Consider the following 23,204-nt stretch of genomic DNA (forward strand, 5'->3'; position numbering starts at 1 on the left):
CCCGCCCATGGTCAATCCGGCGCTACGCGGGCGGCTTCCGTTCCCGCCCCGCAGGGCAGCGCCTGTTGGCACCAATCCTCCCTGCCTCTACACTATTGGGCGCATCCACGCCGCGGGGGCTTGGGACATCCCCGCAAATCCGCTTAATTTAAAGCAGAATCCGCGATACATCGATACCTAAATCCAGCCTTCGTTGAACTTGAAAACCCAAGGGATTTGACTATGAACCGTTCGCTCGCAGAGGCAAAAATCGGAGTTATCGGACTCGGCTATGTGGGGTTGCCGCTCGCCGTGGAATTCGGCAAACAGTTCCCCACCGTGGGCTTCGATATCCACCAACAAAGGATCGCCGAACTCAGAGAGGGCATCGACCGTTCCCTGGAAGTGGAGACCGGCGAACTGGCCACGGCCACCCGGTTGAGCTACACCACCCAGCCCCAAGACCTGGCCGACTGTAACCTCTACATCGTTACCGTACCCACCCCCATCGACGACCACAAACGCCCCGACCTCACCCCGCTGGTGAAAGCCAGCGCAACCGTGGGTTCGGTGTTGCGCGAAGGCGATATCGTGGTCTACGAATCGACGGTTTACCCCGGTGCCACCGAGGAAGTCTGCGTCCCCATCCTGGAAGCCGGCTCGGGGTTGAAATTCAACCGCGACTTCTTCTGCGGCTACAGCCCGGAGCGGATCAACCCCGGCGACAAGGAACACCGGGTCACCACCATCAAGAAAGTCACCTCGGGTTCCACCCCGGAAGTCGCCGACTACGTGGACGCCCTCTACGGCACCGTCATCCGGGCCGGCACCCATAAGGCTAGCAGCATCAAGGTGGCCGAGGCCGCCAAGGTCATCGAGAACACACAGCGCGATGTCAATATCGCCCTCATCAACGAACTGGCGATCCTGTTCCACAAACTCGGGCTCAACACCCTGGAAGTGCTGGAAGCCGCCGGCAGCAAATGGAACTTCCTGCCCTTCCGGCCCGGCCTGGTCGGCGGGCATTGCATCGGCGTCGATCCCTATTACCTGACCCACAAGGCCCAGGAAATCGGCCACCACCCCGAAATCATCCTGGCCGGACGCCGCATCAACGACGGCATGGGCGAATATGTCTCCAACCGGGTGGTCAAGCTGATGACCCGCAGGCGCATCCCGGTCTCCCAAGCCAATATCCTGATCCTGGGGCTGACCTTCAAGGAAAACTGCCCCGATATCCGCAATACCCGTGTCACCGATATCGTCAAGGAACTCCGGGGCTACGAAGCCCAGGTCGATCTCTACGACCCCTGGGCCGACCCCGCCGAAGTCCGCCATGAATACGGCCTGGAACTGCTGCCGGAACCCAAGTCCGGCCATTACGACGCGGTCATCATCGCCGTGGCCCACCGCGAATTCACCGCGCTCGGGGCCGAGGGCATCCGCGCCCTGGCCAAGCCGGGCGGCATCCTGTTCGATGTCAAATACGCGCTCCCGCCGGAAGCCGTGGACGAATACCTCTGAACCCCGGAAACACCCCATGAAAGTATTGGTTACCGGCACGGCGGGCTTCATCGGCTCGGCCCTGTCCCACGTCCTTTTGGCCCGCGGCGACGAAGTCATCGGCGTCGATAACGTCAACGACTATTACGACGTGAACCTCAAGGAAGCCCGCTTGGCCCGGCTCAAGGTCCAGCCCGGCTTCACCGAGGCCCGGATCGCCCTGGAAGACCGCGACAACCTGTTCCGGGTGTTCGCCGAACACCGGCCCGAGCGGGTGGTCAACCTCGCCGCCCAAGCCGGGGTGCGCTATTCGCTGACCCACCCCCACGCCTATATCGACGCCAACCTGGTGGGCTTCTGCAATATCCTGGAAGCCTGCCGCCACCAGGGCGTGGAGCATCTGGTCTATGCCTCGTCCAGTTCGGTCTACGGGGCCAATACCGTCATGCCGTTCTCGATCCACCACAACGTGGACCACCCCGTCAGCCTGTACGCCGCCAGCAAGAAGGCCAACGAACTGATGGCCCACACCTACAGCCATCTGTTCGGCCTGCCCACCACGGGGCTGCGGTTCTTCACGGTCTACGGGCCCTGGGGACGCCCGGACATGGCCTTGTTCCTGTTCACCCGCAACCTCCTGGCGGGCAAACCCATCGATGTGTTCAACCACGGCAAGCATAGCCGCGACTTCACCTATATCGACGATATCGTCGAAGGCGTGGTGCGGACCCTGGACCGCATCGCCACCCCCAACCCGGACTGGAACAGCGACCAGCCCGACCCCGGCACCAGCCGCGCCCCCTATCGGCTCTACAACATCGGCAACAACCAGCCGGTGGAACTGATGCGCTTCATCGAGGTGTTGGAAGATTGCCTAGGCATCAAGGCCGAGAAGAACTTCCTGCCCATGCAGGACGGCGACGTGCCGGCCACCTATGCCGATGTGGCCGATCTGGCGCGGGATGTGGGCTACGCGCCCGCCACGCCCATCGAAACCGGCATCGCCCGCTTCGTGGCTTGGTACAAGGATTATTACGGGCACGGTTGAACCCGTCGGGTATCAGGAGGAGACATGATCGACTTGCCCTACGGAGGCCGATTCGACGAGCATGGGCTTGTCGCCCATATCCGCGCATCGGGCCGCGACTACATCATCCAAGGCCAACAAAAAGGGGCTTTGGCCGAACACCCGAAACCCCATTCCCTCGACTACTGGCTACGTCAATTCGCCCGGAACCCCGATATTAAACAGGCCGAAAACAGCGTGATGGATGCCTTGGTCGCCACCGGCCTGTTCGTGGTCGAACATCATTTAACCTGTCCCGATTCCGGTAGGCCGTGCAAGGGACTCCGCCTTGTCTGACACGCCCCTAGCCAACGCCCAGGTGCCCCTGCTCGGCTTCGCCGCCCCCAGCGGCACCGGCAAAACCACCCTCCTGAAACAACTGATCCCACTGTTCAAGGCCCAGGGGCTGCGGGTCGGCCTCATCAAGCATAGCCACCACGCTTTCGAGATCGACCATCCCGGCAAGGACAGCCACACCCTGCGGATGGCCGGGGCCAGTCCGGTCATGCTCAGCGCCTCGCACCGCCGGGCCATCATCACCGAACACCCGGAACCCCAGGAGCCCCACCTGGACGGCGAATTGGCCTATTTCGACCAGACCGGACTGGACCTGATCCTGGTGGAAGGCTTCAAATGGGAAGCCTTCCCCAAGATCGAATTGCACCGGCCCGCCCTAGGCCAGCCGCCGCTGTTCCCGCACGACAGCCACATCATCGCCGTGGCGACCGACGCCGAACCCCACCCCAAGCCCACGGTCCCCTGCTTGGATATCAACGATCCCGGACAGATACTCCGCTTCATCCTGGAAGACTTCCTTGGCCACCGACACCCCTGATTTTTGCGCCGAACCCAGGACGCTGACCCTGGAATCCGCCCTGGAGCGCCTTGTCGCCCGCATCGAACCCATCGCGGAATCCGAAACGGTCGCGCTGAAACCCGCCAGGGGCCGCATCCTCGCCCTGGCCCCGGCCTCGCCGCTGGACCTGCCGCCCTTCGCCAATTCGGCCATGGACGGCTACGCCCTGCGGGCGGAAGATAGCGGCCCCCAGGCCACGCTCGCCGTCATCGGCACCGCCTGGGCGGGCCAGCCGTTCACGGGCGCGGTCGGGCGGGGCCAATGCGTCCGCATCTTCACCGGCGCGGTCCTGCCGGAAGGGGCCGACGCCGTGGTCATGCAGGAGCAAGTCGGGCGCACGGACGATGCGATCCAACTCGCCGCCACCGTGCAAGCGGGCGCGAACATCCGCCCCCAGGGCGGCGAACTCCAAGCCGGACAAGCCTTGCTGCCCCAGGGCAAACGCCTGGAAGCCGCCGACCTGGGCTTGCTGGCCGCCGCCGGATTGGCCGAAGTCCCGGTGCTACGGCGGATCAAGGTCGCCATCCTCTCGACCGGCGACGAACTGCGCCCGGTCGGGGAAACCCTGGCTCCCGGCCAAATCCACGACAGCAACCGCTACCTGCTCGACGCCCTGCTGGCCGAACTCGGCGCGGAAATCCTGGATTTCGGCACCGTCGCGGACGACCCGGAAGCGCTGCGGCGGGTTTTGCTGGCGGCCTCCGTCCAGGCCGACGCCATCGTCAGCACCGGCGGGGCATCGGTGGGCGAGGCCGATTTCGTGGTCGAGGTCTTGCGCGACATCGGCCAGTTCGAATTCTGGAAAGTCGCCATCAAGCCCGGCAAACCCTTCGCCTATGGCCGCATCGGCGCGGCGCATTGCTTCGGCCTGCCCGGCAATCCGGTGGCGGTGGCGGTGACGTTCCGGCAATTGGTGCGGCCGGCGCTGGCGCGGCTGATGGGCGAGCGGCCCCGCCCGCCCCTGCGCCTCCCCGCCCGCTGCGAAACCCGCTTGCGCAAAAAGCCGGGCCGCATGGAGTTCCAGCGCGGCCTCTACCGGCGCGGGCCGGACGGGGCATTCATCGTGACGGCGGACGCGGGCCAGGGCAGCGACCGGCTGTCTTCCCTGAGCCGGGCCAATTGCTATATCGTCCTGCCCGCCGACAACGCCGGGGTCGAACCCGGCGGCGGCGTCGAAATCGAACCCTTCGACGCCTTCCTCTAAGTCCACGGAAGCCGAAACCAGAGAACCTCGACACCAAGGAGCCATCCATGCAGCAAAATCCAGGCGTATTAGTGACCGGCGGGGCCGGCTATATCGGCAGCCATGTCGTCAAGCAACTGGGGGAAAGGGGCGAGCGCATCGTCGTCCTCGACAATCTTTCGACCGGCTTCCGCGAAGCCGTGCTGTACGGCGAATTGATCGAGGGCGACACCGGCGACACGGAACTGGTCCGCCGCATCCTCAAGGACTACCAAATCGGGGCGATCCTGCATTTCGCCGCCCACACCATCGTGCCGGAATCGGTCGCCGATCCCTTGAAATATTACGGCAACAACACCTGCAAGACCCGCAACCTGCTGCAATGCGCCGCCGAGGCCGGGGTCGCGCATTTCATCTTTTCCTCGACCGCCGCCACCTACGGCATTCCCGACACCGCGGTTTGCGCCGAAACCGCGCCCACCGCGCCCATCAACCCCTATGGCGGCTCCAAGCTGATGAGCGAGACGATGCTGCGCGACCTGTCCGCCGCCACCCCGCTCAAGCATGTGATCCTGCGCTATTTCAACGTGGCGGGTTCCGACCCCGAGGGCCGCATCGGCCAATCCACCCGCGACGCCACCCTGCTCATCAAGGTCGCGGCGGAAGTGGCGGTGGGCAAGCGCGAGAAACTCCGGGTGTTCGGCACCGATTATCCGACCCCGGACGGGACCGGCGTGCGCGACTACATCCATGTCAGCGACCTGGCCGACGCCCATATCTGCGCCCTGGACCATCTGAGGGGCGGCGGGGCTTCGGCCACGCTGAACTGCGGCTACGGCCACGGCTACAGCGTGCGGGAAGTGATCGACGCCGTGAACCGGGTCCACGGCAGCCCCATCGCGGTGGAAGAACAACCGCGGCGGGCGGGCGATCCGCCGCAATTGGTGGCGGCGGTGGATAAAATCCACGCCACCTTCGCTTGGCGTCCGCGCTACGACGACCTGGATTTCATCGTCAAGACCTCGCTGGATTGGGAGAAGCAACTGCTGGCGCGGCCCTGGGGGGAATAATGCCCGGCCCGTAACCGGCGGCGTCCGGGAAGCCCCGGGGGGTGGAACGCTTCCCGGACGCCGCGCCCCGCCGCTGCCGCCATGCTTGAGCTTGCCCTGAGGGTTTTCCATAATCGGACCCGATTACAACCCTCACGCAAGGAAGCGCCATGACCCCCCCCTCCGTACCCATCCTTTGCCTAGCGCTCGGCGCGGCCCTGTCCCCCGCCGCCCATTCCCTGCCGCCCAAGGCCGAACTCGGCAGGCAACTCTTCTTCGACACGAACCTCTCGGAACCCGCCGGGCAGGCCTGCGCCGATTGTCACGACCCGTTGCGTGGCTTCAGCGACAAGGACCGCGGTTCGCCCACTTCCGCCGGGGCCGTACCGGGCCGGGCCGGGCCGCGCAACGCTTTGACCGCGATGTACGCCGATTACAGCCCGGCGTTCCATTTCGACGCCAGGGCGGGCCTGTATTATGGCGGGCTGTTCTGGGATGGCCGGTCGGACAGTTTGGCGGAGCAAGCCAAGGGCCCCTTCCTGAACCCCCTGGAAATGGCCAATCCCGACATCGCCACGCTGATCGGCAAGGTCCGCACGGCCACCTACGCCCCCTTGTTCGCCCGTGTGTTCGGCCCCGACGCCCTGGACGACCCGGCCACGGCCTACGACCATCTGGCGGCGGCCATCGCCGAATTCGAGCGCGGCCCCAAGCTCAACCGCTTTTCCTCGAAATACGACGCCTATCTGGCCGGTCGGATCAAACTGACCCGGCAGGAAGCCAAAGGCTTGGCCTTGTTCGAGGCCCCGGAAAAAGGCGGCTGCGCTTCCTGTCATCTGAGCCGGTCCGGTCCCGACGGTGCGCCGCCCTTGTTCACCGATTTCAGCTACCAGAACATCGGCGTGCCCAAGAACCCCAGCAACCCGTTCTACGCCCTGCCCCCGGAATTCAATCCAGAGGGTACGGCGTTCGTGGACCTGGGGCTGGGCGGGGTGCTGGGCCAGCCGACGGAGTACGGTAAATTCAAGGTGCCCACCCTGCGCAATCTCCGCCTGACCGGGCCCTATATGCACAACGGCTATTTCAGGACTTTGCGCGGCGTGGTGGATTTCTACAACAGCCGGGACCGCAAGCCCGCCTGCCCCAAGCCCATGCTCGGGGAAAGCGCCGCCCTGCGCCGGGGCTGCTGGCCGGTCCCGGAAACCAGCGCCAACCTGAACACCGCCCAAGTCGGCAACCTGGGGTTGCGCGACACCGAAATCGACGCCATCCTCGCCTTCCTGCTGACCCTGACCGACGGCTACCAGCCCTGACCCGTTCCGGTTTGGCTGTATGGAAGGCTCCAGGAATCCAAAGCCAGCTTTGGACCCCGGCCACAGCCCCGCACAACCCAGGATCGCCTCCCCGACCGGGTTCGGCTTGATATTCCCGCAAACCACCACCATTTTCAGGGCTATCCATTCCAACCTCCCAACGGCAGGCAGCCATGCAGTTCAAGGATTATTACCAGACCCTCGGGGTGGCGCGGACGGCCACGGAAGCCGACATCAAAAAAGCCTTCCGCAAGCTGGCCCGCAAATACCACCCGGACGTTTCCAAGGAAAAGGACGCCGAGCAGCGCATGCAGGAAGTGAACGAAGCCTATGCGGTGCTATCCGATCCCGAGAAACGCGCCGCCTACGATCAAGTCGGGCGCGGCTACCAACCGGGACAGGATTTCCGTCCGCCGCCGGACTGGGACGCGGGTTTCGAGTTCGCGGGCCAGGGCTCCGGGCCGGGCGAGGCGGCGGATTTCAGCGACTTCTTCGCGGAACTATTCGGGCGCAAGGGCCGGGGCGGCGGTTTCGGCAGGCGCGGCGACGGCTTCCGAACGGCGGGCGCGGACCATCATTCCAAGGTGATGCTGGACCTGGAGGATGCCTTCCACGGCGCGACCCGGCGGGTGTCGCTACGGGCACCGCGCTTGGATGGCCAGGGCCATCTGGTCATGGACACCCGCGACCTGACCGTGAAGATTCCCAAGGGCATCCGCGCCGGACAAACCATCCGCCTGGCGGGCCAGGGCGCGCCCGGCAGCGGCGGCGCGGCGGCGGGGGATTTGCTGCTGGAAGTGCATTTCCAGCCCCATCCCCGGTTCCGGGTGGCGGGTGGGGATTTGCACCTCGATTTGCCGGTCGCGCCCTGGGAAGCGGCGCTGGGCGCGGTGATCGCGGTGGAGATGCCGGACGGTCCCTTGAAAGTCCGCATCCCGGCGGGGGCGCAGAGCGGCCAAGTCCTGCGCGTGCGCGGCAAGGGCATTCCCAGCCAGCCGCCAGGCGATTTGCTGATCGCCGTCCGGGTGGTGCTGCCACCCGCCGACAGCCCCAAGGCGCGGGAACTCTACGAGCGGATGGCCCGCGAACTCGCCTTCGATCCACGCCAGCACGGGAGCCACGACCATGCGTGAGAACGACATCCTGATCGGCAGCCTGATGGAGGAAACCTGGCTGACCCTGGAACAAGTGGCGGCGGCCTGCCGGGTCGAACCGGACTGGCTGGTGCGCCATATCGAGGAAGGTCTATTCCCCGGCAGCCGGGGCACGGCGGGGATTTGGCGGTTTTCCAGCGCCCAATTGCTCCGGGCGCGGCGGATGCGGCAGGTGGAGCGCGATTTCGACGCCGTGCCGGAATTGGCGGCCCTGGTCGCCGATATGCTGGAAGAATTGGACGAACTCCGGGCGCGGCTGGACCGTGCCCGCCCACGCTGAGGGAAGGAAGATGAACGACCCACTGCATTTGGTCTGCCCGCACTGCCACGCGGTGAACCGGGTTCCCGCCGCCAAGCTCGGGCACGGCCCCAACTGCGGGCACTGCCACCGGCCCTTGTTCACCGGCCATCCGGTGGAACTGAACGCCGCCACCTTCGCCCAGCACATCGGGCGCAACGATATTCCGGTGCTGGTGGATTTCTGGGCGCCCTGGTGCGGACCCTGCAAGATGATGGCCCCTTATTTCGTCCAGGCGGCGGGGCTGTTGGAACCCCAGGTCCGGCTCGCCAAGCTCGACACCCAGGCGGAACCGGGTTTGGGGTCCGAGCATGGCATCCTCAGCATCCCCACCCTGGCCTTGTTCCAGGGCGGGCGCGAAGTCGCGCGGCAGGCGGGGGCGATGGGCACCCGCGATATCGTGGCCTGGACGCGCTCGCGGCTCTGACATACACGGACGCCGCAGTCCCGGCGGACTGTCCGAATCCCTACCAAACTGCGCGAAGTGTCTCATTTCGGAGGGATAAGCCCGACTATGCTTGTCCGACCAACGAGGGCTGGCCCTTGTTCGACGGGCGGTCGGCGCATCTTGTCGCGACCGACCGTGACAATTATCCCAACATCACAAGAGGCATTCCGGGATGGACAGAACAATACGGAGCTTGGCGCTGGCCGGGCTGGCGCTGGCCGGTGGCGCGGCGCGGGCTTATTCGACCCACGACGGCGCGATCTACGACCCGGCCCAGCAGCCGGTACAACTGCGCGGGGTCAACTGGTTCGGTTTCGAGGGCCAGGACCATGTGGCCCATGGCCTATGGACCCGCAATTGGAAGGACATGGTCGCGCAGATGAAGACCGTGGGTTTCAACGCGGTGCGGATTCCGGTCTGTCCCGGCACCTTGCACGGGTCCGGGATCACCAGCGTCGATTTCAACCTGAACCCGGACCTGGCCGGGAAGAACTCGCTGCAAGCCCTCGATTTGGTCCTGGCCGAATTCGACCGCCAGGGCTTCTATATCCTGCTCGACCACCACCGGCCCGATTGCTACGGCGATATCAGCGAACTGTGGTACACCAACGCCTATAGCCAGCAGTCCTGGCTGGACGATCTGAGGTTCATGGCCCAGCGCTACCAAATGCTGCCGCATTTGATCGGCATCGATATCAAGAACGAGCCGCATGGTGCCGCCACCTGGGGTGTGGGCAATCCCGCCACCGACTGGAACACCGCCGCCGAAACCGCCGCCGCCGCCCTCCAGGCCGTGGCCCCGGAACTGTTGATCTTCGTCGAGGGCATCCAGGAAAACCCCGGATGCAGCGGTCCGATCAACCATTGGTGGGGCGGCAACCTGGAACCCTTGGCCTGCCATCCGCTGGCGATCCCGGCGGACCGCTTGGTGCTGTCGCCCCATGTCTACGGGCCGGATGTCTACGCCCAGCCCTATTTCTCGGCCTCCAACTTCCCGGCCAACCTGCCCGCCATCTGGGACGCCCATTTCGGCCAGTTCCGGGCCGATGGCTATACCCTCGCCATCGGCGAAACCGGCGGGCGCTACGGCCACGGCGGGGATGCCAAGGACAAGCCGTTCCAGGACGCCCTGGTCGATTATCTGATCGCCAAGGATATACAGCATCTGTTCTATTGGTCCTGGAATCCCAACAGCGGCGATACCGGCGGCATCCTCCAGGACGACTGGCGCAACGTCTGGCAGGACAAGCTCGATCTTTTGCACCGGCTATGGAATGGCGGTGGCCCGGCGGCTTGCGCCGATGGCCTCGACAACGACGGCGACGGCTGGGTGGATTATCCCGCCGACCCCGGCTGTTCTTCGTCCACCGACAGCGACGAAACCGATCCGCCGCCGCCCACCGCCTGCGCCGATGGCCTCGACAACGACGGCGATGGCCGGGTGGATTATCCCGCCGACCCCGGCTGCGCCTCCGCCACCGACAGCGACGAAACCGACCCGCCGCCGCCCCCGCCCGCCGCTTGCGCCGATGGCCTCGACAACGACGGCGACGGGCGGGTGGATTATCCCGCCGACCCCGGCTGCGCCTCGTCCACCGATGGCGACGAGTACAATGCGCCGCTCCCGCCGACCCGGCTCGAATTGCCGGTGAGCCTCAGCATCGCCTCGGATTGGGGCGCGGGTTATTGCGCCAACGCCACCGTCACCAACGGCACCGACCACCCGGTGGAATGGACCACCCACTTCCAGGTCCAGGGAATCATCCGCAACCTGTGGAACGCCAATTACAGCCAGACCGGCGGCAACGTGGACGCTTCCGGCCTGGAGTGGAACAAGGTCTTGAATCCCGGCGCTGCCGCCAGTTTCGGGTTCTGCGCCGACCGGCCCGCGCCGAAAAACGCCTGCGAAGATGGCCTCGACAACGATGGCGACGGCCTGACCGATTATCCCGGCGATCCGGGTTGCGGCTCGGCGACGGACAACGACGAAACCAACCCGGCACCGGGCGCGGTGATGGCCAGCCTCAACCTTACCACCGACTGGGGAGCCGGTTATTGCGCCAATGTGGATGTGAAAAATAGCGGCCCGCTGGCGGTGGCCTGGCAGGTGGGCCTGAATATCGAAGGCCGGGTCTACACCCTGTGGAACGCGGTCCACACCCAGACCGGCGGCACCTTGCAAGCCCAGGGCGTCGCTTGGAACCGGCTGGTGCCGGGCGGCGGGACGGTGCAATTCGGGTTCTGCGCCAACCGCTGAACGGGCCGGGGCCGCGCCATCCGGTGGCGCGGCCCGCCCCTTCCCCTCAATCGCGGGGGGCCATCTCGAAGAAAATCATCTGCGATTCATCGCCCGCGACGTTCTCGACGGTCATCTCGTGGCCGCTTTCCCAGAACACATCGCCCGCCGAGTAAATCTTGGTCTCGCCGCCATCCACCACCTTGAGCTTGCCCTTGATGACATAGCGCGGCCCCGGTCCCGGATGGGTATGGGTGGGCGATTTGGCCCCGGCGGGAAACGTCACCCGGACCACATGGGTTTGGATCCGGGCCGAGGGCAGATCGACATCCTTGTTGAACAGGGCTTGGCGCGAAGGCTTGGACGCCCCGCCTTCCGCCCCGTCCGCGAGCGCCGGACCCGACAACCACACCGCCACCCCGGCCAGGGTGGATAATCCCACAGCAAGCTTGTTCATCTTCATCTTGGTTCACCTCGCATAGCTTCTTGTTGAAGAAATCGCCGACAACGCGGCATGGCCTCGCGGCCCGGAGGCAGGGTAGCGCAATGCGGGGTGGGCGGGAATATGGCGGAAGGCTGGGGTGGTGGCGGGAAAACCGGGCGGATACCTTCAGCAAAAAATTTGCATCACGCAGACAGCGCATCGGCGAGCGCGCGGAGGAGTTGCGCCCCATCGCCCCGCCAAGCGCTCCCGTGCATGCACGCGAGTGTTGTGGGCTTTGCCGAGGCCAGTTTTTCAAGCAGCGCACGCGCATTCTTCGAGTGGGAAAAGTAATCCATTTGATGGCGGAAAGCCTCGCTCGGTCCAAGGATGTCCGATTCCGTGATGGCGGGAAGATCGGTGCCCCCCTGCGTGAATAGGTCGCCACATAGCAGGGTGGCGGTCCGCTCTTCTGTCAGGAAGCCGCACTCCCACGCATGGGGCAAATGTGGCGTGTCGAACCAACGCACGGCGTGCTTGCCCAAAGGCAGCAATTCCCCATCGGCCAGCGCGCGGGGCGCCCGGTCGGCGAGGTCGGCGATAGAGACCAGGGCGGCCACGGAACCGCAGAGCGGTACGGACCGCGGAGCGGCGACAAGCCACTGGTTGAGCGAGCCGCATTCGTCGGCTTCCACATGGGACAAGGCGATGTAGCGAAGCCGCGCGACCGGAAGCACGGCCGCGACCGCTTCATACACCCACGGAAACATCTTGCGCGGCCCGGTGTGGAAAAGCAGCGCTTCGTCATCCTCGATCAGGTATTGGTTGAACGAGAACCCGCCCCCTTCGCCCCGGACCGGCGTATTGATCCGGTAGATGCCGTCAGCGACCTCATGCACATTCGTCCCGGATTGGCTGTTGGTGATAGTCATCAGACCCTCCTTTCCATAGATTGAGCGTTCGTGGCAATCAAGCGCGTGCCGCCGAATATTAGCTGATGGACGGAACGAGCTGGAATCCGGTGCGGTGCCCATAGGGTAAATGGGCGATAACCGAAACCCATCGGGAAGGTTTGGCCGGGGCGGGGACACCGGGGAATGGCTTCGATCAAGAATCCCGGCCCGCCCCCACCCCGCGGTCCTGGCTAGCCGCGCAGCTCGAAATACTCGTGCAGGCACACCAATTCCTTGCCACCCAAGACGAGCTTATGGCCCTGCGCTTCCTTGCTGGATAGCTTGAGCGGGCTGGCACCGGCCTTGGCCATGAAATCGACATAATCCCGATAATTCTCGGCGCTGACGATTTCGTTGTACAACGGGGTTTTGAACACGACGATGTATAGCACGGAGATATCCGCGCCCGCGGCCAGGGTTCCGGCGGTGGCATAGAGGAGTTGATAACGGACCTCGAATACCGATGGGTCCGGGCTTGCGAAATGGAGTTTGAGCAGCTGTTCCATCCTGGCGGGGGCGTGGGTCGATTCGCCGGCGATTTGCCGGGCCTTGGCGGCAAGATAGGCTTCCCTGACCAGCGCACCGAAGGGTTCATCGACCTTGGCCTCCACCCCCACGAACAGGGATTTCCCCGATCCCGTCCGCCCATAAATCCCCAGGTCGTGCATCCGGCCCCGCCCGAATAGGTCGAAGCGGATTTCACGTTCGGGGATGGCCTTTTCGAATTCCACCGCTTCCCCCAGCGCATCGGCAATCCTGGCCCGCAGGGCACCGGCCCCATCCCGATGCAGTATGAACTCCGCCATCGAGTAGGCGCTGCGGTGTTCTTTCCATTGCTGCGCCGACCGCGGGGATTGGTAGAGCCTAGCCCAGGCGGCCAATGAATCGATCCGTTTGCCTTGGTTATCGACGATGTCCATGGTTGATTCCTAAAGTCCGGTGGCGGGAGCGGGCCGAACTCCCCTCGATTACTTGGCGCGACAAGCGACTATGGATAATCCACCCGCTTTATCCGCTTCCAAATACGCCACGCGGGAAGGATGACGGCATCTATAACGATGCGGGCGACGGGATAGAGGAAGGCCAGCCGATCGGGCAGGGGCAGTATGCGGAAATGCGGCACACGCGGGGTCAATAGCGTGCGTAGGCCGTAGCGTATGCGGTCGGCGACGCGCTCGCGCACGCACCAGCGGAAACGGGTCAGCCGGAACACGTCGCGGGTTTCGCCTTGGGAAAACGGCAGGCCGCGCTCGATGTGCGCCACCAGGCCGGGGATCGCCGGGTCGGCCAGCGCTTGATCGACGAGGTGGATAGGCACGTCGGCACCGACCAGCCTCTGGGCCAGCAGCACCGCCAGCAGCAACATGCGTCGGCAACCGCAGGCGGTGGCGCGTTCCAACGCCAACCGCGCATCGAGCGTCGGCCAAGCGGCGAAAATGGCCGCGATGTCGCTCAGCCACACCAGCCGCGACCATTCCTCCTTCGAGCCATGCACCGCGGCCACGAGCAGCGTGTCCTCGGGCGACAGCCCCCGTACCCGGCCCAAGCCCGGCGCTTCGAATTCGACCGCCCGGGCGAACAACGCATCCACATCGATCCCGGCGCAAAAGGTCCGGGGCACCAAGGCCCAGTGTGGTTCGATCGGGATGCGGCCAGGGGCGAACAAAATATCCTGGCCGTTGTAATCGTGGTAATCGCGCAGGCGGCTGGGCGGCAGGTCCTCCAGATCGCCGCGATACCCGAGCGCCGCCAGCACGGCCAACGCGGCGTCCCGGTGCGCGGGGCGGATTAACAGGTCTAGATCGCGGAAACGGCGTAACCCAGGATGCGCATAGACCCGGCAGGCAAAACCCGGCCCCTTGATCGGCATCACATCGACACCGGCCGCTTCGAGCTTGTCGAGCAATTCGCGCAACTCCCCCAAGCCGGAGGCGAACGAGGCCGCGCAGGCTTCGAGATAGGCTTGGCAGGCCACGGCCATGTCCCCGGAGGCCGCCCCGAGTGCCGACATATGGTGGCATAAGAAACCGGCGGTGCCGTGATCGAGGGCTTGGCGTATCAGCCATTCCGAATGGCCCGAACCAGCCCCGGACAACAAGCGTTCCCCATGGCCGGACAGCCGCGGGCGGGCGGTTTCGAGCAGGAGCGAAAAGTCGGGCTGGCTATTCAAAGGCACGGGGCCGGGGCCATGGGGCCGGGGCTTTCGTCGTTGGCCGCACCGCCGCCGATGCGGCGGCACAGGTCCAGCACGGCTCCGGCATCCTGGTCGAGATCGCTGCCGGTCAGCTCATAACAATCGAGGCGCCCGATGAAACCCACCAGGGCCATCGCATCCACTAGTTCGAGCGGCCGCGGGATCGCGACGCAGTTCTGCATGAGCAAGCCGAACGCCTCGGCGGGCGACAGCTTGCGCAGCGATTGCGGAGCGCCGGCCACATAGCGCCGGAACACCAGCAATCTGGCCTCCGCGCTATGGCCCGGCGGCGGCAGGCTCGCGGGCGGCGGTGGCAGATAACGCACTTCGAGGCCGTCTTCGCGGATATGCGTGGGCAAGCCGGCCAAACCAGGGAAATACGGTTCGAGCAGGGCGAGCCCCTTGGACTTGACACACAAACTGGTCGGCAGCGGCCTGATTGCGCGGTGGCCACGTTCGAGCAGGACGACTTCGTCGGAGAAATAGGTGCCGCCGGCCGCCACCAGGCGCGCGGTCAACATCGTCTTGCCATTGCCCGCCTGGCCCGGCAACAGCACCAGGCAAGCATGGCACTCGACCGCGCCCGCGTGGATCTGCACCCTGAAATCCTGCCGTCCGATGGCGCGGTCGAACAACTGGAATTTCAGCGGGGGCGCGAGCGCGGCGGGGTTCTCGCCGCAATGTAGCATTTTCTCGCCATGGAAAAGATACACATAATCGAGGATGCGGGCCACGGTGTAGGTCTCCATGGCCGATCCGCCGGCCGCCACCCGCAGATGCGCCAGCACCGGGTGGATGCGTTGTTCGAGTTCGCGGTCGCCGTAGCGGACCAGCATCCGCGATCCGAGCAGTTCGTAGGTATGCGGGACGAAATCGAAATGATCGCCATCGAAGCAGGGTCCGCGGCGGCGCGACCCCGGCACGGGTGCCGGGTTTTCACCGGCCCGGCGGAGCAAGCCCTGGCCCAGCCAGTGCGCGGCCAGGTCCGCGATCTCCCGGACCGTGGTTTCCGGCGGCGCCTGGCGCGCGGCGGCTTGCTCGTCGGCGATGCGCGACCAGGAATACCCTTCCTGCCGGGCGCACCAGACGAATGCGGCGGAGTCGTTGAGCTGGTAGAACTCGCCAGCCCGCTCATGGAACAGCAGGCCATCGTCGCCAAGCACGAAGAAATGGGTGCGTGCTATCGGCACCAGGTCTTCGGTGGGCAAGGTGGCCGACGGGCTGCCCGCCGTCCGGCGGACGAAGGGAAACACCCGCGCATAATCGGCGATGGTGCGCCCGGCGAAATCAACACCGCTGAAGGCTTGATAATCGGCCAAACTGCGGCGCGAACCGAGACCGTATCGTCCGAGCGCCGCCACTTCCCCCGGCGTGCTCGCCGCGGGATTGCACAAGGCCCGCATACGCCGCAGCGTGTGCCGATGGCGCTCGCTCCACGCGGCCGCGTCGTTCCAATGGCGCGCGCTCTCTTTGCGTCCGTAGTAGTGGTAGATGAGCGTGCGCGAAGGCGAAAACAGGTCGAAGCCCGCAGTCCAAAGCCGGACGGCCAGGTTCTGCTCCTCGCCATTGAAATAGATTTCCGGGTCGGCCGGCACGTCCCGCAAGATGCGCGAAGGTCCGAAAATGAAACCTCCGGCGCAGGCCGCCGTCGGCATGGGCCGTTCGACCACCACGTCGGGCGGCGGCTCGGCGCAGGACAGTTCGAGCAGGCCGTTGGGCAGAAAGCACTTGATGTATTGGACCATGGCCCGCTCGCGCTCGATCAGCCGGTCCGGCGGAATGTAGCCCGGCGGGTAGCCGGTCAATACCGGGTCATCCGAGTCACAGGCCGCGAGCATAGCCAACATCGCTTGATCCCAATCCTGGACGAAGCGCATATGGCTATCGATTTGCAGGCAATACGGCTCGCCCTGCCACAGGCTCTGTGCTTGCTGGCGGGCCCACCCCAGTCCCTCGGCCTCGTCGACATGGAAATGCACCGCGCGCACTTGCGACGGATTGCTCTCCACGCTGAAGCAGTCGGCGTCGAGTTCGGGAATTGTTTGCCAGCAGATACCGACGAATATCCGTTCCGGGTGCTTGGCCTTGAGGAATAGGTCGCGCACGGTCCATTGGCATTCGCGGTCGCGGTAGCTGGTGATATTAACGAAGATGTGTGGATGCGGCATCGCAGGTCAGGGCTCGAAGTGGGTCTGGACCGAAGCGTCCTCGAAGGGCAGCAGCGCCGGCACCGTCGTGACCACCGGCCTCACGACAAACGACTGTTCGATCCGGGCCAAGTAACGGTCGATATCGCCATTGCGGGCCAGCCACTCCTCGGCATCGCCCACATCGGCGGGCCAATCGCCGAGGATGCTGGAATATACGTCGCGGTTGTAGGCCAGGGCGTGCGGGTTGGTGATGTCCCTGGCCCGGTCCAGGTGGCGGCAGCCCGGCTCCGGCGGCGGCACGATGGGCCACCATCCGCCGAGATAGCACAGGTTCCAGGGGCGTTGTCCCAACTCGGCGGTTGCCTGGGCCAGGATGTCGTTCGCGCGGTCGAGGAAATGCACGTCGCCGCTCAGCACCAACACGCAACGCGCCCCGCGGTCGTGGGCCGCCTGTACCGCTTGGCGATGCGATAGCAAGACGCCGATGCGGGGATCGCCCGGCGTCGATAGGGCCGGTATTGGCTCCACCCGCCCGGCGATACCCAAGCGCTCCAATCGCGCCCACACCTTGGCCGCTCTCTGTGCTTGCGCGTTGGGGTGGACATAATAGACGACATCGAAGAATCCAAAGCCGTCCATCTGGACCCGGTCTGGCTGGTTCATGAAAAATAAGCGATTCAATGGTGATACCGGCTGCTGGAGGCGAAGGACGCGACCAGCGCGTAACCTTACCAACAAGCGGATGCGATTATAAGGTGCCTTCGGAAGACGACCGACCGGCCGTGGCTGTCGGGCCGCGGGCGGTCGGTTTCGAGCGGGGACGGGAGCTTGGGTTGGTTGTTCAGTTGAGCGCGGTCGAATAGTCGACCATCTTGTAGCCGGTGCGATGGATCGACACGGCCTCGGGCTTGACGGCCTCGATTTCGTCCGCCATCACACCGACGAAGCGCTGTTGGCTCCAGGTATAGCGGAACGAATAGAGCGCTACGCCGTTCGGCAATGTGCCTTCGCGCACGATGTCGGTCTTCAGGCGGCGGTCGCTCGGTATGTTGAGGGTCGTCGTCACGGGCGGGCCGTAGGAACTCGCCCTGGCAGGGATGCTCGCGGCTTGGAGGAGCAGTACGGCCGCCGGTGCGCCCACCGCGTAGCGGCCGGCACGCTTGAGGAAGTCACGCCGATCCTCAGCACTGAGGGGGGCCGGATTGTCAGCGAAAGCCGATTCGTTCCGATGAGTATCTGATGCGCTCTGGTTCATGGTTCTCAAACCTTATGTTGCGGTTACTGGGAAAAAACGTTAAGGAAGCGCCGATTTAATCGCTTCTCCGGACTCCCGGAAAGTGTGCCTATTAAATCGATTAAATTCAACGTCCTCTTGTAAAAATTAGACATGGCCTCGGTAGCGTGTCAAGTTCCGGCCCAGGGTCTTGCGATTTTTTGTAGAGCGCCGGCTTCGGCAAGCCGAACAATCGGTGAAATAGGAGACATCGCGCGCCCCGATGGCGTGGGCAACGCCGATACTTTAAGAAAGGGCCGACCCGATTCGGCCCACCGTCCATCCCAGTTTCACGAAACATCCAGCCGTTTCACAGCATTTCACCAGAAACGCCCTGAAACACCGCCCGTCCCGCCTCCCGCTCCGGCGTTCCATCCCCATCCCCAAGCCCCATAAGGGTTTTAGCGGTTTGGCACAGTGCTTGGTAATATTAGAAAGTGCTGATAGCTAAACTTCTCGGCGCACCGCGTCGCGACACGGAGTCGTGATGATTCCCCCCTCAGCCAGGGATGGCCTTTTCAGGGGACCACGGCAGCCACAAGACCCGCGATCCGTCATCCCCAAGAGGTAGCGCCATGCCGAATCCACACAGAAAAACGACGCGCCCCCGCCTGGGACGGGAAATCGCCTACGCTCTAGGCGTCAAGGTCTTGCTGCTCATGGCCCTGTGGTGGGCGGTGTTCAGGCCGCAACCGGGAGCGGCCAAGCCCGATGTGGCGGACCTATTCCAGCCCGGTCCCCCTTCTTCCCCACACCAGGAGAAACCCCATGATTTCCGGTGAAGAAATCGTCAACCTGTCGAGGCTGCAATTCGGCCTCACCGCCATGTATCACTTCCTGTTCGTGCCCCTGACCCTGGGGCTGAGCTTCATCCTCGCCATCATGGAATCGGTCTACGTCATGACCGGCAAGCCGGTCTACAAGGACATGACCAAGTTCTGGGGCAAGCTGTTCGCCATCAATTTCGCGATGGGCGTCACCACCGGCATCACCCTGGAATTCCAGTTCGGCACCAATTGGGCCTATTACTCGCATTATGTCGGCGATATTTTCGGGCCGATCCTGGCTTCGGAAGGCTGGATGGCCTTCTTCCTGGAATCGACCCTGGTCGGCCTGTTCTTCTTCGGCTGGGACCGGCTCACCCAGGTGCAGCATCTGGCCGTGACCTGGCTGGTGGCGTTCGGCACCAGCTTCTCGGCGCTGTGGATTCTGATCGCCAATGGTTGGATGCAATATCCGGTGGGTTCCGAGTTCAACTACGAAACCCTGCGGATGGAAATGGCCTCGTTCGCCGAGGTGTTCTTCAACCCGGTGGCCCAGGTGAAATTCGTCCACACCGTGGCGGCGGGCTATGTGACCGGCTCCATGTTCGTGCTGGGGATCAGTTCCTGGTACCTGCTGCAACGGCGGGATTTGGGTTTCGCCCGCCGTTCTTTTTCCATCGCGGCGGGGTTCGGGCTGGCGTCGGTATTATCGGTGATCGTGCTGGGCGACGAGAGCGGCTATACCGAAGGCGAAACCCAGAAGATCAAACTGGCCGCCATCGAGGCCGAGTGGGACACCCATCAGCCACCCGCCAGTTTCACCGTGATCGGCTTCCCGGACCAGGAACAGGAACAAACCCATTTCGCCCTCAAGATTCCCTATGTGCTGGGCTTGATCGCCACCCGCTCCATCGACGAGGAGGTGAAAGGCTTGAAGGATTTGCGGGCCGACAGCGCCAAGCGCATCCGTAGCGGCAGGGTCGCCTACGGCGAATTGCAGAAGCTGCGCGGCGGCGATCAGAGCGAAGCCGTGAAAGCCAGCTTCGACCAGCACAAGGCGGACCTGGGCTATGGCCTGTTGCTCAAGCGCTATACCGCCGACCCGGCCCAAGCCACCGAGGACATGATCCAAAAAGCCGCCAACGACACCATTCCCAGGGTGGCGCCCTTGTTCTGGACCTTCCGCATCATGGTGGCAGCAGGCTTCACCCTGTTGTTCATCTTCGGCGCGGCCTTCTACTACTGCGCGACCCGCGTGGCGGACCAGAAACGCTGGTTGTTGAAGATGGCGCTGTGGGGCATCCCCCTGCCCTGGATCGCCGCCGAAACCGGCTGGTTCGTGGCGGAATATGGCCGCCAGCCCTGGACCATCTCCGGCGTGCTGCCGACCCATCTCTCGGCCTCGAATATCGGTACGGATCAACTCTGGTTCGGCATCGCGGGCTTCCTGTTCTTCTATACCACCCTGCTGGTGATCGAGTTGTACCTGATGTTCAAGTACGCCCGGCTGGGACCGAGCAGCCTGCATACCGGGAAATATCATTTCGAGGCGCAGGCACCGGCCAGCGCCGCGCCCCTGGCCCACTGAGGATTCCGCCATGTTCGACTATGAAACCTTGCGCTTCATCTGGTGGCTGTTCACCGGCGTCGTCATCATCGCCTTCGTGCTGACTTCGGGCTTCGATTTCGGCATCTGCGCCCTGCTGCCCTTCCTGGGCAAGACCGACCCGGAACGCCGCGCCATCATCAACACCGTGGGCGGCACCTGGGAAGGCAACCAGGTCTGGCTGATTTTGTTGGGCGGCGCCTTGTTCGCGGTGTGGCCCACGGTCTACGCCACCCTGTTCTCGGGGCTGTATGTGGCGATGCTGCTGGTGTTGTTCGCCCTGTTCTTCCGGCCCGCCGGTTTCGACTACCGCAGCAAGCTGGAAAACCCCATTTGGCGCAATGCCTGGGATTGGGGGTTGTTCATCGGCGGGGCGGTGCCGCCCATCCTCCTGGGCGTGCTGGTCGGGAATCTGGTGCAGGGCTTGCCCTTCCATTTCGACCCGGATTTGCGGCCCTACTACGACGGCAGCTTCTTCGCCTTGTTGAACCCGTTCGCCTTGCTGTGCGGCGTGGCTTCCTTGCTGATCTGCCTGTTCCATGGCGCGATCTATCTCAAGTGGCGCACCGAGGGCGTGCTTTATCTCCGCGCCTTGGCGGTGGTGAAGGTGTTGGGTCCGGTGGTCCTGGGCGTGGTCGGTTTGATCGCCGTGTGGACCGCGCTGGGGATGAGCCTGCCGGAAATCACCCAGTCCGCCGGGACCGCCGGGCCGTCCAATCCGCTGAATAAAACCGTGGTCATGAACGCGGGCTGGATGGGCCAGTTCTTCACCCATCCCTGGATGTTGCTGGCCCCGATGCTGGGGTTCGGTGCCCTGTTCGCGGCGTGGCGCTTGGCGCTGGAACATACCTCCTCTGCCGCCTTCGTGTTCAGCGGGCTGGGCATCGCCGGGATTTTGCTGTCGCTGGGCTTCGGGCTGTTCCCGTTCCTGCTGATCTCGACCACCAACCCCAGCCATAGCCTTTCGATCTGGGACGCGAGTTCCAGCCAGTTCACCCTGGCCCTGGCGTTCTGGATCACGGTGGTGTTCCTGCCCATCGTGCTGGCCTACACCCGCTGGGTCTACAAGGTGCTGTGGGGCAGCGTGACCCCGGAAACCGTGCTGAAAGACCAGCACACGCTTTATTGAGAGGACGCGAACATGTGGTACTTCACTTGGATCCTGGGCGTCGGACTGGCCTGCGCCTTCGGCATCATCAACGCCATGTGGCTGGAAGCGGAATGCGATATGGACCATTGCGGCGGCGAGGGCGAACCGGAATGCGTGCCGCGCCGCCGGACATGACGCACCGACAACGACTATCCTGAACGATAACCCCCAGGGTTTTCAGGGATTTTCCGAACAACCAGGATGAAGCGCCCCAGCCTACCGTGCGACCCACGGCGGTTGCGGCGCGGCGCGTCGGCCCAGGGACGAATCGGCGACACCTTTCCTTACCGACAACCACGACAGAGGTAGATTATGGCTCGCATCGTAGTCTTAGGCGCCGGCATCGGCGGCGTCCCCATGGCTTTGGAAATGAAGGAACTGGTGGGCAAGAACCACCAGGTCACGGTGATTTCCGACAGCCCCACCTTCCATTTCGTGCCTTCCAACCCCTGGGTGGCGGTGAAGTGGCGCACCCCGGACCAGATCAAGATTCCGCTGGCCCCGGTGTTCAAGAAGCGGGATATCGAATTCATCCAGCAGAAAGCCACCCGCGTCCATCCCAGCGAAAACCGGGTGGAACTGGCCGACGGCGCTTCCGTCAATTACGACTATCTCGTCATCGCCACCGGCCCCAAACTGGATTTCGAGGCGGTGCCCGGCTTCGGCCCGGAAGGTTTCACCCAATCGGTCTGCCATGTGGACCACGCGGCGGAAGCCGGCCATTTCTGGGACGGCTTCGTCAAGGACCCCGGCCCCATCATCGTCGGCTCCATGCAGGGCGCGTCCTGCTTCGGCCCGGCCTATGAATACCTGTTCATCGCCAATTCCGACCTCAGGAAGCGCCAAATCCGCGACAAGGTGCAAATCACCTTCGTGACCTCCGAGCCGTATATCGGCCATTTAGGGCTAGGCGGCGTGGGCGACACCAAGGGCATGTTGGAAAGCGAGCTGCGCCAGCACCACATCAAATGGATCACCAACGCCAAGGTGGACAAGATCGAACAAGGCAAGATGTTCGTCACCGAAGTCGATGACAACGGCCAGGAGAAAAAGAAACACGAACTGCCGTTCAAGCACACCATGATGATCCCGGCGTTCAAGGGCATCGACGCGGTGTTCGGGGTCGAGGGTTTGGTGAATCCGCGCGGCTTCGTGCTGATCGACGAATACCAGCGCAACCCCAACTTCAAAAACATCTATTCGGTGGGCGTGTGCGTCGCGATTCCGCCGGTGGAAGCCACCCCGGTCCCGACCGGCGCGCCCAAGACCGGCTATATGATCGAATCCATGGTGACGGCGACCGCGCATAACATCCACGACGAACTGCAAGGCAAGGCCCCCAGCCACAAGGGCACCTGGAACGCGCTCTGCCTCGCCGACCTCGGCGATAGCGGCGTGGCCTTCCTGGCCAAGCCACAGATTCCGCCGCGCAACGTGACCTGGGCCGGCAAAGGCAAGTGGGTCCACTGGATGAAGATCGCCTTCGAGTTCTATTTCATGCGCAAGATCAAGAAGGGCGTGAGCGAACCGTTCTACGAACGGATGATGCTCAAGTTCATCGGCATCATGCGCCTGAAATCGCCGCACTGAGCCGGGCAAGGGCGGGAC

At 64.2% G+C, this 23,204-nt stretch carries 23 protein-coding genes; 16 read left to right on the forward strand and 7 right to left on the reverse strand.

The genetic code is table 11. The annotated features are described in order from the left end of the window. Positions 1–222: 222 nt before the first annotated feature. The 11 genes from tviB to K5658_RS17410 all read left to right on the forward strand — a co-directional run bounded on the left by tviB (position 223) and on the right by K5658_RS17410 (position 11,106). Positions 223–1,503 carry a Vi polysaccharide biosynthesis UDP-N-acetylglucosamine C-6 dehydrogenase TviB gene (tviB, locus tag K5658_RS17360; protein ID WP_221064345.1) on the forward strand — a complete coding sequence of 427 codons (1,281 nt, stop codon included), beginning with the start codon at positions 223–225 and terminating at the stop codon, positions 1,501–1,503. 16 nt (positions 1,504–1,519) lie between these two features. After that, positions 1,520–2,530, forward strand: a complete 1,011-nt coding sequence (locus tag K5658_RS17365) for an NAD-dependent epimerase (RefSeq protein ID WP_221064347.1) — start codon at positions 1,520–1,522, stop codon at positions 2,528–2,530. Between the two features lie 24 nt (positions 2,531–2,554). Further along, positions 2,555–2,845 (forward strand): hypothetical protein, encoded by a 291-nt coding sequence (locus tag K5658_RS17370; protein WP_221064348.1) that lies wholly within the window; start codon positions 2,555–2,557, stop codon positions 2,843–2,845. Beyond that, positions 2,838–3,383 carry a molybdopterin-guanine dinucleotide biosynthesis protein B gene (mobB, locus tag K5658_RS17375; protein ID WP_221064349.1) on the forward strand — a complete coding sequence of 182 codons (546 nt, stop codon included), beginning with the start codon at positions 2,838–2,840 and terminating at the stop codon, positions 3,381–3,383. The genes K5658_RS17370 and mobB overlap by 8 nt, the downstream gene beginning before the upstream one ends. Next, positions 3,364–4,608: a molybdopterin molybdotransferase MoeA gene (moeA, locus tag K5658_RS17380; RefSeq protein ID WP_221064351.1), complete on the forward strand. Its 1,245-nt coding sequence runs from the start codon at positions 3,364–3,366 to the stop codon at positions 4,606–4,608. The genes mobB and moeA overlap by 20 nt, the downstream gene beginning before the upstream one ends. Positions 4,609–4,655: 47 nt before the next feature. Further along, positions 4,656–5,657: a UDP-glucose 4-epimerase GalE gene (galE, locus tag K5658_RS17385; RefSeq protein WP_221064352.1), complete on the forward strand. Its 1,002-nt coding sequence runs from the start codon at positions 4,656–4,658 to the stop codon at positions 5,655–5,657. 149 nt (positions 5,658–5,806) lie between these two features. After that, on the forward strand, positions 5,807–6,949 hold the full coding sequence (locus K5658_RS17390) for a cytochrome-c peroxidase (protein ID WP_221064353.1): 1,143 nt from the start codon (positions 5,807–5,809) through the stop codon (positions 6,947–6,949). 173 nt (positions 6,950–7,122) lie between these two features. After that, positions 7,123–8,082, forward strand: coding sequence for a DnaJ C-terminal domain-containing protein (locus K5658_RS17395; RefSeq protein ID WP_221064355.1), 960 nt, complete (start codon positions 7,123–7,125; stop codon positions 8,080–8,082). After that, positions 8,075–8,383, forward strand: a complete 309-nt coding sequence (locus tag K5658_RS17400) for a chaperone modulator CbpM (RefSeq protein ID WP_221064356.1) — start codon at positions 8,075–8,077, stop codon at positions 8,381–8,383. Before K5658_RS17395 ends, K5658_RS17400 begins: the two co-directional genes overlap by 8 nt. A 10-nt stretch (positions 8,384–8,393) precedes the next feature. Beyond that, positions 8,394–8,828 carry a thioredoxin TrxC gene (trxC, locus tag K5658_RS17405; protein ID WP_221064359.1) on the forward strand — a complete coding sequence of 145 codons (435 nt, stop codon included), beginning with the start codon at positions 8,394–8,396 and terminating at the stop codon, positions 8,826–8,828. A gap of 193 nt (positions 8,829–9,021) precedes the next feature. Next, a complete protein-coding gene (locus K5658_RS17410; protein WP_221064360.1) occupies positions 9,022–11,106 on the forward strand; it encodes a glycoside hydrolase family 5 protein in 2,085 nt (694 codons plus the stop codon). A gap of 46 nt (positions 11,107–11,152) precedes the next feature. Here K5658_RS17410 and K5658_RS17415 read toward each other — a convergent pair whose 3' ends face one another. The 7 genes from K5658_RS17415 to K5658_RS17445 form a co-directional block, all read right to left on the reverse strand. Next, positions 11,153–11,542 carry a cupin domain-containing protein gene (locus K5658_RS17415; RefSeq protein ID WP_221064362.1) on the reverse strand — a complete coding sequence of 130 codons (390 nt, stop codon included), beginning with the start codon at positions 11,540–11,542 and terminating at the stop codon, positions 11,153–11,155. Positions 11,543–11,712: 170 nt separating this feature from the next. Next, complete coding sequence (locus tag K5658_RS17420; protein WP_221064363.1) at positions 11,713–12,438, reverse strand: oxygen-binding di-iron domain-containing protein; 726 nt, start codon at positions 12,436–12,438, stop codon at positions 11,713–11,715. A 212-nt stretch (positions 12,439–12,650) separates the two neighbouring features. Then, positions 12,651–13,379 (reverse strand): DUF6946 family protein, encoded by a 729-nt coding sequence (locus K5658_RS17425; RefSeq protein ID WP_221064365.1) that lies wholly within the window; start codon positions 13,377–13,379, stop codon positions 12,651–12,653. A 68-nt stretch (positions 13,380–13,447) separates the two neighbouring features. Next, positions 13,448–14,629: a nucleotidyltransferase domain-containing protein gene (locus K5658_RS17430; RefSeq protein ID WP_221064366.1), complete on the reverse strand. Its 1,182-nt coding sequence runs from the start codon at positions 14,627–14,629 to the stop codon at positions 13,448–13,450. Continuing rightward, positions 14,626–16,821, reverse strand: a complete 2,196-nt coding sequence (locus K5658_RS17435; protein ID WP_221064367.1) for a PqqD family peptide modification chaperone — start codon at positions 16,819–16,821, stop codon at positions 14,626–14,628. The genes K5658_RS17430 and K5658_RS17435 overlap by 4 nt, the downstream gene beginning before the upstream one ends. 6 nt (positions 16,822–16,827) lie before the next feature. Then, positions 16,828–17,466 (reverse strand): hypothetical protein, encoded by a 639-nt coding sequence (locus tag K5658_RS17440; protein WP_221064368.1) that lies wholly within the window; start codon positions 17,464–17,466, stop codon positions 16,828–16,830. Positions 17,467–17,644: 178 nt separating this feature from the next. Then, positions 17,645–18,058: a tail fiber domain-containing protein gene (locus tag K5658_RS17445; RefSeq protein ID WP_221064369.1), complete on the reverse strand. Its 414-nt coding sequence runs from the start codon at positions 18,056–18,058 to the stop codon at positions 17,645–17,647. Between the two features lie 593 nt (positions 18,059–18,651). On the opposite strand from K5658_RS17445, the gene cydP reads away from it, so the two are divergent. The 5 genes from cydP (at position 18,652) to K5658_RS17470 (ending at position 23,186) form a co-directional block, all read left to right on the forward strand. Further along, the gene (cydP, locus tag K5658_RS17450; RefSeq protein ID WP_221064370.1) at positions 18,652–18,858 is read left to right on the forward strand and encodes a cytochrome oxidase putative small subunit CydP; all 207 of its coding nucleotides are present in this window, start codon (positions 18,652–18,654) and stop codon (positions 18,856–18,858) included. Further along, positions 18,845–20,428, forward strand: a complete 1,584-nt coding sequence (locus K5658_RS17455) for a cytochrome ubiquinol oxidase subunit I (RefSeq protein ID WP_343223269.1) — start codon at positions 18,845–18,847, stop codon at positions 20,426–20,428. The genes cydP and K5658_RS17455 overlap by 14 nt, the downstream gene beginning before the upstream one ends. A 10-nt stretch (positions 20,429–20,438) precedes the next feature. Next, the gene (cydB, locus tag K5658_RS17460) at positions 20,439–21,575 is read left to right on the forward strand and encodes a cytochrome d ubiquinol oxidase subunit II (protein WP_221064371.1); all 1,137 of its coding nucleotides are present in this window, start codon (positions 20,439–20,441) and stop codon (positions 21,573–21,575) included. A gap of 12 nt (positions 21,576–21,587) precedes the next feature. Further along, positions 21,588–21,731, forward strand: coding sequence for a cytochrome bd-I oxidase subunit CydX (gene cydX, locus K5658_RS17465; RefSeq protein WP_085215526.1), 144 nt, complete (start codon positions 21,588–21,590; stop codon positions 21,729–21,731). Positions 21,732–21,908: 177 nt separating this feature from the next. After that, positions 21,909–23,186 carry an NAD(P)/FAD-dependent oxidoreductase gene (locus K5658_RS17470; RefSeq protein WP_221064372.1) on the forward strand — a complete coding sequence of 426 codons (1,278 nt, stop codon included), beginning with the start codon at positions 21,909–21,911 and terminating at the stop codon, positions 23,184–23,186. Positions 23,187–23,204: the final 18 nt, after the last annotated feature.

The sequence above is a fragment of the Methylomagnum ishizawai genome, assembly GCF_019670005.1.
In the GTDB taxonomy this organism is placed as follows: domain Bacteria; phylum Pseudomonadota; class Gammaproteobacteria; order Methylococcales; family Methylococcaceae; genus Methylomagnum; species Methylomagnum ishizawai.